The organism is Geobacter pickeringii, assembly GCF_000817955.1.
Classification (GTDB): Bacteria; Desulfobacterota; Desulfuromonadia; order Geobacterales; family Geobacteraceae; genus Geobacter; species Geobacter pickeringii.
Genome location: NZ_CP009788.1, coordinates 65,024 through 80,017, shown reverse-complemented (window position 1 = coordinate 80,017; position 14,994 = coordinate 65,024). Strand labels below are relative to the sequence as shown.

General features: G+C 67.4%; 12 protein-coding genes. 10 read left to right on the top strand and 2 right to left on the bottom strand.

Annotation, left to right across the window (positions count from 1 at the left end; all coding sequences use genetic code 11):
- The first annotated feature begins 31 nt into the window (after nt 1-31).
- The gene (gene cls / locus GPICK_RS00320; RefSeq protein WP_039739455.1) at nt 32-1,465 is read left to right on the top strand and encodes a cardiolipin synthase; all 1,434 of its coding nucleotides are present in this window, start codon (nt 32-34) and stop codon (nt 1,463-1,465) included.
- A gap of 27 nt (nt 1,466-1,492) precedes the next feature.
- Here the strand turns inward: cls and GPICK_RS00315 are convergent, their stop codons facing one another.
- Nucleotides 1,493-2,263 carry a sugar phosphate isomerase/epimerase family protein gene (locus GPICK_RS00315; protein ID WP_039739454.1) on the bottom strand — a complete coding sequence of 257 codons (771 nt, stop codon included), beginning with the start codon at nt 2,261-2,263 and terminating at the stop codon, nt 1,493-1,495.
- Nucleotides 2,256-3,311, bottom strand: a complete 1,056-nt coding sequence (locus GPICK_RS00310; protein WP_039739452.1) for a potassium channel family protein — start codon at nt 3,309-3,311, stop codon at nt 2,256-2,258. Before GPICK_RS00310 ends, GPICK_RS00315 begins: the two co-directional genes overlap by 8 nt.
- A gap of 163 nt (nt 3,312-3,474) precedes the next feature.
- Between GPICK_RS00310 and GPICK_RS00305 the strand changes: the two genes are divergently transcribed.
- The 9 genes from GPICK_RS00305 (at nt 3,475) to GPICK_RS00265 (ending at nt 14,991) form a co-directional block, all read left to right on the top strand.
- On the top strand, nt 3,475-4,182 hold the full coding sequence (locus GPICK_RS00305; RefSeq protein WP_039739450.1) for a GntR family transcriptional regulator: 708 nt from the start codon (nt 3,475-3,477) through the stop codon (nt 4,180-4,182).
- Nucleotides 4,183-4,259: 77 nt separating this feature from the next.
- A complete protein-coding gene (selA, locus tag GPICK_RS00300; protein ID WP_039739447.1) occupies nt 4,260-5,648 on the top strand; it encodes an L-seryl-tRNA(Sec) selenium transferase in 1,389 nt (462 codons plus the stop codon).
- Nucleotides 5,649-5,819: 171 nt separating this feature from the next.
- Nucleotides 5,820-6,512: a 2-C-methyl-D-erythritol 4-phosphate cytidylyltransferase gene (gene ispD, locus GPICK_RS00295; RefSeq protein WP_039739446.1), complete on the top strand. Its 693-nt coding sequence runs from the start codon at nt 5,820-5,822 to the stop codon at nt 6,510-6,512.
- Nucleotides 6,513-6,986: a 2-C-methyl-D-erythritol 2,4-cyclodiphosphate synthase gene (ispF, locus tag GPICK_RS00290; RefSeq protein ID WP_039739444.1), complete on the top strand. Its 474-nt coding sequence runs from the start codon at nt 6,513-6,515 to the stop codon at nt 6,984-6,986.
- A gap of 33 nt (nt 6,987-7,019) precedes the next feature.
- Entirely contained in the window at nt 7,020-8,693 is a 1,674-nt protein-coding gene (locus GPICK_RS00285; RefSeq protein ID WP_039739441.1) for a glutamine--tRNA ligase/YqeY domain fusion protein, read from the top strand.
- Nucleotides 8,694-8,724: 31 nt separating this feature from the next.
- On the top strand, nt 8,725-10,620 hold the full coding sequence (locus GPICK_RS00280; RefSeq protein WP_039739438.1) for a CheR family methyltransferase: 1,896 nt from the start codon (nt 8,725-8,727) through the stop codon (nt 10,618-10,620).
- A gap of 12 nt (nt 10,621-10,632) precedes the next feature.
- Entirely contained in the window at nt 10,633-11,166 is a 534-nt protein-coding gene (locus GPICK_RS00275) for a chemotaxis protein CheW (protein WP_039739434.1), read from the top strand.
- 31 nt (nt 11,167-11,197) lie between these two features.
- Nucleotides 11,198-12,937 (top strand): methyl-accepting chemotaxis protein, encoded by a 1,740-nt coding sequence (locus GPICK_RS00270; protein ID WP_039739431.1) that lies wholly within the window; start codon nt 11,198-11,200, stop codon nt 12,935-12,937.
- The gene (locus tag GPICK_RS00265) at nt 12,934-14,991 is read left to right on the top strand and encodes a hybrid sensor histidine kinase/response regulator (RefSeq protein WP_039739428.1); all 2,058 of its coding nucleotides are present in this window, start codon (nt 12,934-12,936) and stop codon (nt 14,989-14,991) included. The genes GPICK_RS00270 and GPICK_RS00265 overlap by 4 nt, the downstream gene beginning before the upstream one ends.
- The last annotated feature ends 3 nt before the right edge of the window (nt 14,992-14,994 follow it).

Sequence of the window (14,994 nt, the reverse complement as noted above, 5' to 3'; positions counted from 1 at the left end):
GATCTCCACCCGGGGCCCCCGGAGACTTTCCGTGCTCGACGAACTGGCTCTCTGGGGCGGCGCGGCGCTGATCGGAGCGCTCTCGCTCTACACCGCCGGCCACGCCCTCATCATGAAGCGCGATCCCCGGTCGACCCTCGGCTGGATCATGGTCAGCCTGACCGTGCCGCTCCTCGGCCCCTTCCTCTACTGGTGCATGGGGGTAAACCGGATCTCCCGGCGCGCCCGCACCTGGCTCGAAAGCGGCCGCCGGCTGGCGGGGGCGGAACATTTCCGGGCGCTCCACGACCAGGATGCGGCTCCGGCACTCCCGCCGGGCTCCGAGTACCTGGCGCAACTGCGGAGCCTCGCCGACCGGGTGACGAACGGCCTCCTCCTGGAGGGGAACCGGATCACCCCCCTCGAGAACGGCGAGGCGGCCTATCCCGCCATGCTGGAGGCAATCGCCGGCGCCCGCCGGTCGATCCACCTCTCCACCTACATCTTTGACGGCGACGGCGCCGGCCGCCGGTTCATCGCCGCCCTGGCCGATGCGGCCCTCCGCGGAGTCGAGGTGCGGGTGATCATCGACGGCCTCGGCGAGAAATATTCCCTCCCCCGGGCCCGCGTCCTGATGGAGGGAACACGAATCCAGGCGGCCCGTTTTCTCCCCCTGCGGCAGGGGTTCTACATGAACCTGCGCAATCACCGCAAGCTGCTCATCATCGACGGGGAGCGGGGGTATACCGGCGGGATGAATATCGGCGACCGCCATCTGGCCAGCCGTTCCGGAGCGGAGGTGGTGAAGGATATGCACTTCGCGGTGGAAGGGCCGGCGGTGGGAGAGTTGCAGCGGGTCTTCCTGGAGGACTGGCACTTCGTGACCGGCGAGCTGCTGGACGACGAGCGCTACTTTCCCGCCGTCGCGCCGGCAGGGACGGCGCTGGTCCGCGCCGTGGGGGACGGGCCGGACCGGGAGTTCCGCAAGCTCCAGCTGATCATCATGGGGGCCATCTCCTGCGCCCGGCGCCAGGTGCTGATCATGACCCCCTATTTCATCCCCGACCGGGCCCTCATCTCGGCACTGATCACCACCGCCCTGCGGGGGGTGGAGGTGACGCTCATCCTGCCGGAGAAGAACAACCTCCCCTACGTCAAGTGGGCATCCCAGGCCTACCTCTGGGAGCTCCTCCAGCAGGGGATCCGGGTCTTCTACCAGCCTCCCCCCTTCGTCCACACCAAACTCCTGGTGGTGGACGGACTCTGGAGCCTCATCGGCTCCGCCAACCTCGACCCCCGGAGCCTGCGCCTCAACTTCGAGCTCAACCTCGAGATCTACGACCGCGAATTCGCCGGCACCCTGGGGCGCCACTTCTCCGAAGTCCGGGGAAGGGCACGGGAGGTGACCCTCGCCGAGATGGACGGCCGCCCCCTGCCGGTCAAGCTCCGCGACGGCGTCGCCAAGCTCTTCTCCCCCTACCTGTAAAAAAAGGCCCGCATGGCGGGCCTTTCGTCATTTCCGGTACCGCTCGACAGCCAGGAGCGCCCGGTCCAGCGCCGCCCGGCAGTGGGCCTCGATGGTCCAGGCGGCATCCGGGGCATAGCGCGCCATGAGGGAGAAGAAGAGGTCGAAATCGATCGCCCCCTCTCCCGGGGGGAGGTGGTCGTCGCGGGTGCCGAAGTTGTCGTGGATATGGGTTTCCCCGATGAAGCGCCCCACCGCGGCGAACCACTCCTCCATCCCCACGGTGTGGAAGAGGTTCCAGTGCCCCACGTCGAAGCAGTGCCGCAGGCGGGGGTGGTCCATCTCCTCGAAGAGCGCCTTCAGGGTCGAGGGCTCCTCCTCGAAGATGTTCTCAACCGCCACAATGGTGCCGATCTTCTCGGTCCGCTCCAGGACCCACCGCCAGCTCTGGATGCTGTGGGCAAGCCACTTCTCCTGGTTCTCGCCGTAGCGCCACTTGTCGTACCCCGGATGGAAGACGATGACGTCGGGACGGAGGATGTCGGCCGCAGCCAGAACCTGCTCGAACCGCCGCAGGGTCGCCTCGCGGACGAGCCGCTCCACGGAGCCGGGGTTCAGGTCGATGAAGGGGGCGTGGAAGGTGCAGTGGATGCCGGCATCGTGGAGGGTGCCGGCAATGGCGGTCACCTCCTCGGGGATGAGCCCGTCGAGGGCATCGCCGGGGAAGAAGATCTCCGGGTTGATCCGCCGCGCGACGATGGTCGGCAGGCTTTCCGCCAGCATGGAGTAGGGGACGTGGGCATAGACGCGATTAGTCATGGTTCGGGTGCTCTTTTCTCTGTCTGGTGATGATCTTGTCGGCGCAGGAGTCGCAGGCGACCAGCTGCTCCAGCTTGGCGATGGCCGCCAGCTCGCCGAGGACGATGAGGGTGTCCAGGGACTCGATCTTTGTCTGGGAGTGGGGATTGAACACCATCTTCCCCGAGGACTTCTTGATCCCGACGATGATGACGCCGGTCTCCTTCCGGAAGCCGGAGGTGACCAGGGTCTCCCCGACGAACGCCGACCGCTCGGGAATGCCGATCTCCTCCATCTGGAGGTCCAGGTGCTCCCGGCCGGTGGCGATCTCGATGAAATCCACCACGTTGGGACGAAGGATCGCCTGGGCCATCCGCCCGCCGCCGATGAGGTACGGCGAGACCACCTTGTTGGCGCCGGCCCGCTTGAGCTTGATCTCCGACCCCTCCTCTCCGGAACGGGAGAGGATGTACAGGTCAGGGTTCAGCCCCCGGGCCGTGAGGGTGATGTAGACGTTCTCGGTATCGGAGGTGACCACGGAGATGAGCCCCTTGGCCCGCTTGATTCCCGCCTTGAGCAGGGTATCATCCTCGGTGGCGTCCCCCCGGATGTGGAGGTACCCCTCCTGCCCGAGTTTCTCGATCACCTCCGGAAACTTCTCGATCACCACAAAAGAGAGGGGCTTGGCGGTGAACTCCCGGCAGATCAGGGCGCCGATCCGGCCGTAGCCGCAGATGATGTAGTGATCCTTGAGCGACTCTATCTTCCGTTCCACCTTCTTCCTCCCGATGATCCGCTGGAGCTGTCCCTCGAACATGATCTGGGCCAAGCTGCCGACGATGTAGCCGAGGACGCTCACCCCGAAGACGATCAGCAGCATGGTGAAGATCTTCCCCACGGCGTCGAGCTCGTGCACCTCCTTGAAGCCGACCGTGCCGAGGGTGATCACCGTCATGTAGAGGGAATCGAGGAATTCCCACCCCTCGAGGGTCATATAGCCGGCCGTGCCGACCGTCACGAGCACCGCCAGGATGCCGATCGATATCTTGAAATGACGTATGGGGTCCATGGCCCTCCTCTCCGGCATCAAGATACTATCGGCGCCCCCAAATGGCAAGCGTTCAGGAGCGGTGCGGGACGGGAATTTCCCCTTTTTTTAGCCACCTTTAACTCGCACTTGACAATCCATGTATACTGTATACAATAGGCCAACCCCACCGGGAGTGAGTTCTATGAAAAAGACGATGGAAAAACACCTGACCCTCCGGGAGAAGATCCTCGAGACCATCCGTGACGCCATCATGACCGGCTCTCTCAAGCCGGGGGAGAAGGTGGCGGAGCCCGATCTGGCCGAGCGTTTCGGCATCAGCCGCACCCCGATCCGCGAGGCGTTCCGCCAGCTCGAATCGGAAGGATACCTGACCGTCATCCCCCGCAAAGGGGCTGTCGTAACCTCATTCTCCCCCCGCGATGTGGAGGAGTTCTACGCCATCAAGAGCATCCTTGAAGGGTATGCGGCCCGCCGGGCATGCGAAAAACTCTCCGGCAAAGATCTCGACAAGCTCAACGCCATCAACGACAAGCTTCGCCACCTGGCCGACGACGGCGACATCAAACACTTCTTCCGGGTCCACGCCGACTTCCACGACCTCTTCCTCAAGGCGGCCGACAACGACAAGCTCAACGAGCTCGTCTCCAATCTCGTCCGCAAGTTCCAGCGGCTCCGCTTCGCCTCCCTGAGCCTCCCGGGCCGGATGCACGTCTCCGTCCAGGAGCACGACAAGATCATCGAGGCGTTCCGCGCCCGCAATGCCGATCTGGCCGAAACCCTGGTCCGCAAGAACGCCGAATACGGCGGACGGGTCCTGATGGAAGAGGGGGAAGGGCGCCCCGTCCTGAAGCCGGCCGACCGCGCCATGGCCCTCCAGCTCGACCTCTAGCCTCCCCGCCCTCCTTGACACACCCGGACCTCTTCTGGTACTGAGGAAAGTATCCCACGACCGGAGGTCCCCGACCCGTGACGCTCCTCAAACACATTCCCAAGGTTGATAAAATCCTCGAATGGCCCGGGCTCCGGGAACTCCTCGCCCGCCACCCCCGTCCGTCGGTCCTGGCCGTGGTCCGCGACGTCCTGGACACCCTGCGCGTCGCCGCCCGGGCGGAGACCCTCGGCGAAGCGGAACTGGCGGAAGCGGCGGTAACGGCCCGGATCGAACGGGAGCTGGCACGACTGGCCGCGCCGAGCCTCCGCCGCGTGGTGAACGGCACCGGCGTGGTGATCCACACCAACCTCGGACGCTCCCCCCTGGCGGTGGGGGTCCGGCCCCACCTCGACGAGATCGCCTTCGGCTACTCGAACCTGGAGTTCGACCTCGACCGGGGAGAGCGGGGAAGCCGCTATTCCCACGTGGAGAAGCTCCTCTGCGAACTGACCGGCGCGGAGGCGGCCCTCGTGGTGAACAACAATGCCGCGGCGGTGCTCCTGGCCCTCTCGGCCCTGGCCGCCGGCAAAGAGGTCATCGTCTCCCGGGGGGAACTGGTGGAGATCGGCGGCTCGTTCCGGATCCCCGACGTCATGCGCCAGGGGGGGGCCATCCTCCGGGAGGTGGGGACCACCAACCGGACCCATCCCCGCGACTATCGACAGGCGGTCACCCCCGAGACCGGCCTCCTCCTGAAGGTCCACTCCAGCAACTTCGCCGTGGTCGGTTTCACCGCCGAGGTCCCCCCCGCCGAGCTTGCCGCCATCGGCCGGGAGAGCGGGGTGCCGGTCATGGCCGACGCCGGCAGCGGCTCCCTCCTGGACCTCTCGCGGTTCGGCATCTGCGGCGAACCGACGGTGCAGGAGTTCGTCGCGGCAGGGATCGACGTTATCACCTTCAGCGGCGACAAGCTCCTCGGTGGCCCCCAGGCGGGGATCATCGTCGGCCGCGCCCACTTCATCGCCCCCCTCACGAAACATCCGCTCCTGCGGGCTCTGCGGATCGACAAGCTGACCCTGGCCGCCCTGGAGGCGACCCTGCGCCTCTACCGCGACGAGCGCCAGGCCCGCGCCGAGATCCCCACGCTCCGGATGCTGACCGCCTCGCCCGACGAGCTCGCGGCAAGGGGGAGAGCGATCCTGCGCCGCCTGCGCCGGACGCTCCCCGACATGCTCCGCTTCGCCCTCGTCGACGGCAACTCCCAGGTGGGGGGAGGCGCCTATCCCCTCCTGGAACTGCCGACCACCCTGGTGGCGGTGGACGCCGACGGCCGCTCCCCCCAGGAGCTGGAAGAGCGGCTCCGCCGGGCGCCGGTGCCGGTCATCGGCCGCATCCACCGGGGACGGTTCCTCCTCGACTGCCGGACCCTCCTCGACGACGACCTGCCGCTGCTCGTCAATGCCCTCCGGGGAGTGGCAGAGTAGCCGGCGCCATCTCCTGCGGCGCCCCGGTTTTCCGGGGCACGGCGGTGAATTTGTGCTGGTCTTTTGCCGTTCCTCTTGTATAATCGGGAAATTCCGCCGAAACCGGCGCAGAATCGCCGTTTCGACGCACCATATCCCGCCCGGAGCGCCGGGCCCCCCCGAGGTCTGAACATGGGAGTTTTTGCCCTCATCCCGGCGGCCGGTATGGGAAAGCGGATGGGCGCCTCCATCAACAAGCAGTATCTCCTGCTGGACGGCATGCCGATCCTCGCCCACACCCTGTCGGTCTTCGAGAAAGCCCCCTTTGTGGACGGCATCTTCGTCGTCATCCCCGAGGACGAGATCGCCTTCTGCCGCGAACAGGTGGTGGAGCACTACGGCTTCACCAAGGTGCGGCGGATCGTGGCCGGGGGGAAGGAGCGCCAGCAGTCGGTCCTGAACGGCCTGCGGGCCATGGAGGGGACGCCGGACGACGACGTGGTGCTGATCCACGACGGGGTCCGCCCCTTCGTCACCGCCGACATCCTCTCTCGGGCCGCCGCCATGGCCGCCGAGAGCGACGGGGCCCTGGTGGCGGTGCCGGCCAAGGACACCGTCAAGATGGTCTCTGATGGCGTTATCACCGCCACCCCTCCCCGGGAGACCCTCTGGCTCGCCCAGACCCCCCAGGCGTTCCGCTACGGGGTCATCCGCGCCGCCCACGAAGTGGCCGACGCCGAGCGGTTTCTCGGCACCGACGACGCCATGCTCGTGGAACGCCTCGGCCGGCAGGTGCGGGTCGTGCTGGGGGATTACCGCAACATCAAGATCACGACCCCGGAGGATATGATCCTCGCCGGGGCGTTCCTCAAGGAGACCAGATAAATGCGCATCGGCCACGGCTACGACGTCCACTGCCTCGTGGAGGGACGGAAACTGATCCTCGGCGGGGTCGACATCCCGTGGGAGAAGGGGCTCCTCGGCCACTCCGACGCCGACGTCCTCCTCCACGCCATCTCCGACGCCATCCTCGGCGCCCTGGCCCTCGGCGACATCGGCAAGCATTTTCCCGACACCGACCCGCAGTACAAGGGGGCCGACAGCCGCAAGCTCCTGCGTCACGTGATGGAGCTCGCCGGCCGTCAGGGGTACCGCCTCGGCAACCTGGACGCCACCATCGTCGCCCAGCGCCCGAAGCTCGCCCCTTCCATCCCGGAGATGCGCACCAACATCGCCGCCGACCTCGGGGCGGAGCTCGACCGGGTCAACGTCAAGGCAACCACCACCGAGCAGCTCGGCTTCGCCGGCCGCGGCGAGGGGATCGCCGCCTACGCCGTGGTGCTCATGGAGCGGGCATAGGCACCGGAAACCACGACCAAAAGGATCGCGTTCATGTCAACCGAAACACCCCAAGCCACCAACTTCCTCCGGAACATCATCCAGGATGACCTGCAGAACGGCAGACACGAGACCATCGTCACCCGTTTCCCGCCGGAGCCCAACGGCTACCTCCACATCGGCCACGCCAAGTCGATCTGCCTGAACTTCGGGCTGGCAAAGGAGTTCGGCGGCCGCTGCCACCTCCGCTTTGACGACACGAACCCGGCGAAGGAGGATACGGAGTACATCGAGTCGATCAAGGAGAGCGTCCACTGGCTCGGCTTCGACTGGGGAAGCCATCTCTACTACGCCTCCAACTACTTCGAGCAGCTCTATCAATGGGCCGAGCAGCTGATCCTCCAGGGGAAGGCCTATGTGGACGATCTCACCGCCGAGGAGATCCGCGCCCACCGGGGGACCCTGACCGAGCCGGGGAAGGAGAGCCCCTACCGCGGCCGCACCGTGGAGGAAAACCTCGACCTCTTCCGCCGGATGCGGGCCGGCGAATTCCCCGACGGCGCCAAGGTGCTCCGAGCGAAGATCGACATGGCCTCCCCCAACATGAACCTGCGCGACCCGGTCATGTACCGGATCATCCACGCGCCGCACCCCCACGTGGGGGACGCCTGGCGCATCTACCCGATGTACGACTACGCCCACGGCCAGTCCGACGCCATCGAGGGGATCACCCACTCCGTCTGCACCCTGGAGTTCGAGGACCACAAGCCGCTCTACGAGTGGTTCCTCGCCAACCTCCCCGTCCCCGCCCGGCCGCGGCAGTACGAGTTCGCCCGGCTCAACCTCTCCTACACGGTGATGAGCAAGCGCAAGCTCCTTCAGCTCGTCCAGGACGGCGACGTCTCCGGCTGGGACGACCCCCGGATGCCGACCATCATGGGACTGCGCCGGCGCGGCTACACGCCTGAGTCGCTCCGCTCCTTCTGCGACCGGATCGGCGTGGGCCGGAGCGACAGCTGGATCGACATGAGCATCCTGGAGGAGAGCGTCCGCGAGGACCTGAACCAGCGGGCGCCCCGGGCCATGGCGGTGCTGCACCCCGTAAAGCTCGTCATCGAGAACTACCCGGAGGGGGAGGGGGAGCAGTTCTCCCTCGCCAACCATCCCCAACGCCCCGAGCTCGGCAGCCGCACGGTCCCCTTCTGCCGCGAACTCTTCATCGAGCAGGACGACTTCATGGAAAACCCGGTCAAGGGATTCCACCGTCTGGCGCCCGGAAAGGAAGTCCGGCTGCGGGGGGCATACATCGTCACCTGCACCGGTTTTGTCAAGGATGAGACCGGAGCGGTGACGGAGATCCGCTGCAGCTACGACCCCGAGACCCGCAGCGGCCTGCCGGGGGCCGAACGGAAGGTGAAGGGGGTGATCCACTGGGTCTCCGCCCGGCACGCCGTCGCCGCCGAGGTCCGGCTCTACGACCGGCTCTTCTCGGTGCCGAACCCGGCGGGGGACGACTGGAAGGCGCTCATCAACCCCGCCTCCGTCGAGATCCTGCGCGACTGCCGGCTGGAACCGTCCCTCGCCCGGGCCGGCGCCGAAGAGCGCTTCCAGTTCGAGCGCCAGGGGTATTTCTGCGTCGACCTGCGGGAGACGCGTCCCGGCACGCCGGTCTTCAACCGGACCGTGACCCTGCGGGACTCCTGGGTCAAGGCGGACAAGGGGGCGTAACTCCACAGAAGCGGAACGAACACGGGGTGCGATGCACGCGTCCGAAACCCTCATCATCTCCAACGATGGACGACTGAGCGAGTTGCTCGCCCGGACCCTTGCGGCCGAAAAATGCGCCACGGCCACCGTCCGGACCATGGCCGAAGGGGTGGACGCCATCAGGCTCCGCCCCCCCGACCTTCTCATCCTCGACCTCCCCGACGCCACGGCCACGGCGGAGCCGTTCATCGCCCGGCTCCAGCGGGGGAGGGAGAGCCGTGCCGTGCCGGTGATCGTCGTGACCAAGGGAGCCGTGGCGGAAAATGAGCTTCTCTCCGCCTTCGATGTCCTTCCCCGCCCGCCGGATCCCGAGAAACTGCGGGAGGATCTGGCCATCCTGCGACGGCGGCGGGTGCCGTACACCACGGCGCCACGGCCGCTCGACGGGGAAGCGCACCAGCTCTTCGCCGATTTCCTCGAAGCCGAAACCGGCCTGCATTTCGACCAGCGGAACCTGAAACTCCTGGAGCGGGGGCTCCGCAGCCGGATGGCGGCGCTGAAGCTCGGCTCCTTCACCGAATATTTCGACTACCTGCTCCGCTATGCCGGGGCGCGCGGCGAGCTCTCCCGGCTCCTCACCTTCCTGACCGTCGGTGAGACCTCCTTCTTCCGCTACCCCTACCACTTCGACGCCCTGCGCCGGTTCATCATCCCGGAGATCGCGCAACGCCGGGGGGAGGGGCGGAAACGGCTCCGCATCTGGTCGGCAGGGTGCTCCACCGGTGAAGAGCCCTACTCCCTGGCGATCACCGTCATCGACACCCTCCCCGACTGGCGGGAGTGGGACATCGCCATCGTCGCCACCGACCTGAACGGCGCCTCCGTCCGGCGGGCCCAGGAGGGTATTTACGGCGATCGGACCCTCCGGGGAGCGGCGCCGGAGTGCCGGCAGCGGCACTTCACGAAGAGCGGCACCGGGTGGCAGGTCGGCGAGGAGGCGCGGCGGCTCGTGGAATTCGGCATCCTGAACCTCCAAGGGGGGCGGTTCCCCTCGTCGGGGGACGAGGAGCCGGGATTCGACGTGATCTTCTGCCGCAACGTCATGATCTACTTCGACCTCGCCACCATGGAGCGGCTCGTGGCAAAGTTCGCCGAGGCCCTCGCTCCCGGCGGCTACCTCTTTCTCGGCCACTCGGAGTCGCTGCTCCAGCTCTCCTCCCGCTTCGAGCGCCTCTCCCACGGCAGCGGCTTCTATTACCGCCGCCGGGAGGGGCATGGGACGGTGGTCCCCCGGGAGATGGCGCCGGCTCCGGTCACGCCGGGCCCCTTCGCCGTCACCCGGGAACGTGGAGCGCGCCCCGCTCTCCGCCCCCCGCTCCCTTCCCCGTTGCGCCCGGCGGAGGAAGCCGGGACGCCGGCACCGCTTCGCCCCCCCCGCGCCACCCCTGCGGAAGAGCCTCCGCGGGACCTCTTCCGGGAGGCGCGGATCCTCTTTGATGCCGAGGAGTACGGCGGGGCCGCGGCGCTCCTCGGCGAGCTCCTCCTGCGGGAGCCGCACCACACCGGCGCCCTCCTCATGCGGGGGACGATCCGGGCCAACGGCGGCCGTTTCGGCGAGGCCCTCGCCGACTGCGACGCCGCCCTGGCTGTCGACGATCTCCTCGCCGAGGCGTACCTGGTGCGGGGGCTCATCCGGGAGGCGGCCGGGGAGGTGGAGGAGGCGGCAGACGATTACCGTCGGGCGCTTCTCCTCGACATGGACGCCGTCATGCCCCACTATGCGCTGGGGAGGCTCCTCGAACGACTCGGGAGGCCGCAGGACGGACGGCGGGAGCTGCGCAACGCCCTGCGGACGCTGGAACGGCTGCCGGCAGGAGAGATGGTCCCCTTCTCGGGGGGAATGCCGCGGGAAACGCTCATGGAGCTTCTCCGCGGCGAACTGGCATAACAGGAGCGGGGTATGGACGAGAAACGGGAGGCCGGATACGATATCCTTTCCATCCTGAGCGGGATGAAGGAGGAGTACTGGCGCGGGGTTTCCGAGGTGCAGGAGGAGGGGGGGGAGACGCTGGAGTGTGTGACGCTCCTCCTCGGCGGGGAGTTCTACGCCTTCGAGACGGTCCACGCCGCCGAGGTGCTCCGGATTCCGAAGCTGATCCGGGTGCCGGGGGTGCCGGAGATCATCACCGGCATCTTCAACCTCCGGGGCGAGATCACGGCGGCGGTGGACATCCGCCCCCTGCTCGGAGTCAGCCGTCCCGACATCGGCGACGGGGGGAGGATCGTCGTCGTCAGGGGGGAGAAGTTCCTGACCGGAATCCTCACCGAGGGGATCGTCGGGATCGCCCCTTTGCCGCTGGACGACTTCGAAGCCGCCGGCGCCACCCGCAGCGAGTACGTGCGCGGCGAGATCCGCGACGGCGACCGGCTGGTCCTCCTCCTCGACCTGCCGAAACTTCTGGCGTCCCCCGCCATCACCGCCACCGGCTACTGATCCGCGCCGCACACCACACGAAGGAGCTGGCATGTTCAAAAAGCTATCCGTGAAGATCACCGCCATCCTGATCCTCGTCATGGTCGTCATCATGACCGCCTTCACCGTCTACTTCGTCCGCTCCCGCGGCGCGGCCCGGGAGGAGGAGCTCCTGGCCCGCGGCAGGATCGAGGCGCTCACCGGCGCCAAGATGGCGGAGCAGATCCTGGCCGAAGCCATCCGCAGCGGCGCCCTCACGGAGGGGGACGTCTTCGACGAGAAGTACGTCCCGATCCCCGGCACCGATCCCCCCAAATACCACACCCGCTATGACCGCTACCTCGACACGGAGCTCCAGAAGATCCTCGACGAGTACCTGCGGGACGACCAGGTGGTCTTCGCGGTCCTGGTGGACCGAAACGACTACATTCCGACCCACAACAGCCGCTACTCCCAGCCCCTCACCGGCGACCGCGACAAGGACCGGCTCAACAACCGGACAAAGCGGATCTTCAACGACGAGGTGGGGATGGCGGCGTCAAAGAACCGCCAGGAGCTCCTGAAGCAGGTCTATACCCGTGACACCGGCGAGGTGATGTGGGACATCTCGGTGCCGGTCTTCGTGAACGGGAAGCACTGGGGGGCCTTCCGGCTCGGCTACTCCATGACCAAGACCCACCAGCACGTCGCCGCCGTCCGCAACGAGATCATCATCGGCATGGCGGTGCTCCTCCTCATCACCAGCCTCACCATCTTCCTGGTCCTGGGGCATTACCTCAGCCCCCTGCAGAAGCTCACCGACACGGCGCGGCGGATCGCCGGCGGCAACCTCGACGAAGAGATCCCGGTGGAGAGCGACGACGAGATCGGCACCCTGGCCGAGGCCTTCAACACCATGACCACCGGCATCGTGAAGAACCTCAAGGGGGAGATCGAGAAGAGCAGCAGGCTCCTTTCCTCCATCAAGGAGGCGATCGTCCACCTCTCCACCTCGGCCAACGAGATGATGGCCATCAGCGCCCAGCAGTCGTCGGGGGCCGCCCAGCAGGCCACCGCCGTCCAGGAGGTGACCACCACCTCCGAGGAGATCGCCATCACCGCCAAGCAGATCACCGACAACGCCCGGTCGGTGGAGTCCATGGCGGAGGAGACCATCCGCAGCTGCACCGCCGGCAGCCTCGAGGTGACCAACGCCACCGACGGGATGCGCCGGGTGCGGGAGCAGGTCCAGGGGATCGCCGAGAGCATGCTCAAGCTCGGCGAGAACAGCCAGAAGATCGGCGGCATCGTCGGGATCATCGACGAGATCAGCGACCAGACCAACCTCCTCGCCCTCAATGCCGCCATCGAGGCGGCCGGCGCCGGCGAGGCGGGAAAGCGCTTCGCCATCGTCGCCCAGGAGGTGAAGCGCCTCGCCGAACGGACCGTAGAGGCGACCCGCCAGATCAACGGCCTCATCGAAGAGATCCAGAAGGCAACCAACACCACCATCATCGTCACCGAGGAGGGGACCAAGGCGGTGGATGCCGCCGGCGCCCTCGTCGACAAGGTGCAGATCTCCTTCGGCGACATCCTCCGGATGGTGGAGGAGACCGGCCGGGCCGCCAAGGAGATCACCTTCTCGACCCAGCAGCAGACCTCGGCCTGCGAGCAGATGGCCGAGACCATGGCCGAGGTCCGGGACGTGGCCCAGCAGGTGGCAGCCAGTGCCGAGGAGACCGAGAAGGCGGTGGCGGAGATCATTGAGCTTACCGAGCGCCTCAAGGATCTGAGCGAAGAAGAAGGTAAATGACCGACAAGTCCCGCTACCTCGATATCTTTCTGCGTGAGGCCGGCGAGCACGTCTCGGGCCTCCAGAAGGGGCTCCTGGAGCTGGAGCGCGACCCCGACGACCGCACGCGCATCCGGGAGCTGATGCGCAACGCCCACACGGTCAAGGGGTCGGCGCGCCTGCTGGGCTACGACGGGATCGGCGCCGTCAGCAGCCGCCTGGAGGACCTGCTGGATGAGATCGCCGCGGGGAAGCGCCGCGCCGACCCACCCACGGTGGACCTCCTGCTGGCGGGGACCGACGCCCTTGCCCGCCTCCTGGACGCCGTCGGCCGGGGGGAGGATTCCGCCTTCGATATCGCCGGTTTCCTCGCCGCCTTCGACCGGGGCGAGATCCCCGTCGGCGGCGTGACGAAGTCGGCCGGCGCCGACGATGGCGCTTTCGGCGACACGGTCCGAGCCGGGGTCAAGACCCTCGACCGGCTCCTGAACCGCCTGGGGGAGCTCCTCATTGGCCGGCGGCGGATCGAGGAGCGGCTCTCCTCGCTCGGGGAGATCGCCGAGGGGCTCGACGCAGCCGCGGCCGCGGCGCTGCGGCAGTTCCACCGCGGCCTCGAGGAAGAGTTCCGGGGGATATCGGCCCTGGCTCAGGAACTCCACGGCGACGCCCTGGCGCTCCGGATGCTCCCCCTCTCCACCATCACCGACGGCTTCGACCGGATGGTGCGGGACCTGGCGCGGGAACAGGGGAAAGAGGTCGAATTCCGGGTCACCGGCGGTTCCGTGGAACTGGATCGGGCGCTCCTCGAAGAGCTCCGCCCCGTCCTCCTCCACCTGCTGCGCAACGCCGTCGACCACGGCATCGAGCCTCAGGATGACCGCATCCTCTCCGGCAAGCCGCTGCGGGGGACCATCGCCGTTGCGGCCCGCCACGAGGGGAACAGCGTCCTGATCGAGGTGCGGGACGACGGTCGCGGGATCGATCCGATCATCGTGCGGGAGGCGGCGGTTCGCAAGGGGATCGTCTCCAAGGAGGAGGCGGAGCTCCTCTCCGACGATGAGGCACGGTACCTCGTCATGGCCCCCGGCTTCTCCACCCGCGACTTCATCACCGACGTCTCCGGGCGCGGGGTCGGGATGGACGTGGTCCGGCAGAACGTGGACCGGGTCAAGGGGGAGTTCGTCCTCAGAAGCGCCCCTGGCAGCTTTACCGAGATCGCCCTCAAGCTCCCCCTCACCCTCGCGGTTCTCGACGCGATGCTCGTGCAGAGCGACGGCGAGACCTACGCGCTCCCCCTCGCCTTCGTCGCCGAATCGTTCAAGGTGGCCGCCGGCGAGATCGCCACCGCCGGCGGGCGCGAGGTGGTCACCCTGAGGGGGACCACCATCCCCCTGGTCCCCCTCGCCGCGCTCCTGGCTCCGGGAGAGCGGCCGTCCATCCCCCCCTCGGGGCGGATCGAGGCGATCGTGGTGCGGTACCGGGAGCAGTTTCTCGCCTGCTCCGTGGACCGGGTCATCGGCAGCACCGAGGTGGTCGTGAAGGGGGTGGGGGACCAGCTCAAGGGGGCTTCCTCCCTCTCCGGCGCCACCATCCTCGGCGACGGAACCCCGGCGCCGATCCTGAGCGTGCCGTGGCTCTTCTCCCGGGCGGAAAAAGGGGTCCGGACCGGCTACCGCCAGGCGGCGGCCGAGCTCCAAGCCGCCCGGACGCGGGGAACAATACTGGTGGTGGACGATTCCCTCACCACCCGCGCCATGGAGCAGGGGATCCTTGTCTCCCGGGGATACGCGGCGGAGGTGGCGATCTCGGGCGAGGACGCCCTCGAAAAGATCCGCCGGCAGCAGTTCGATCTCGTGGTGACCGACATCCAGATGCCGGGGATCGACGGTTTCGAGTTGACGCGCCGCCTGCGGGCGATCCCCGACTACCGCGAGGTGCCGGTCATCGTCGTCACCTCCCTCTCCCGGGACGACGACAAGCGGGAGGCGATGGAGGCGGGGGCCCAGGCGTACATCGTCAAGGGAAATTTTGAACAAGGAACGCTCCTCGACGCCGTCGAGGCGCTGATTGGATGACCA

Bases quoted from the DNA above. Each gene is read 5' to 3' on its own strand.
- GPICK_RS00315 (WP_039739454.1), bottom strand. From the start codon at position 2,263: ATGACTAATCGCGTCTATGCCCACGTCCCCTACTCCATGCTGGCGGAA.
- GPICK_RS00310 (WP_039739452.1), bottom strand. From the start codon at position 3,311: ATGGACCCCATACGTCATTTCAAGATATCGATCGGCATCCTGGCGGTG.
- GPICK_RS00305 (WP_039739450.1), top strand. From the start codon at position 3,475: ATGAAAAAGACGATGGAAAAACACCTGACCCTCCGGGAGAAGATCCTC.
- ispD (WP_039739446.1), top strand. From the start codon at position 5,820: ATGGGAGTTTTTGCCCTCATCCCGGCGGCCGGTATGGGAAAGCGGATG.
- ispF (WP_039739444.1), top strand. From the start codon at position 6,513: ATGCGCATCGGCCACGGCTACGACGTCCACTGCCTCGTGGAGGGACGG.
- GPICK_RS00285 (WP_039739441.1), top strand. From the start codon at position 7,020: ATGTCAACCGAAACACCCCAAGCCACCAACTTCCTCCGGAACATCATC.
- GPICK_RS00280 (WP_039739438.1), top strand. From the start codon at position 8,725: ATGCACGCGTCCGAAACCCTCATCATCTCCAACGATGGACGACTGAGC.
- GPICK_RS00275 (WP_039739434.1), top strand. From the start codon at position 10,633: ATGGACGAGAAACGGGAGGCCGGATACGATATCCTTTCCATCCTGAGC.
- GPICK_RS00270 (WP_039739431.1), top strand. From the start codon at position 11,198: ATGTTCAAAAAGCTATCCGTGAAGATCACCGCCATCCTGATCCTCGTC.
- GPICK_RS00265 (WP_039739428.1), top strand. From the start codon at position 12,934: ATGACCGACAAGTCCCGCTACCTCGATATCTTTCTGCGTGAGGCCGGC.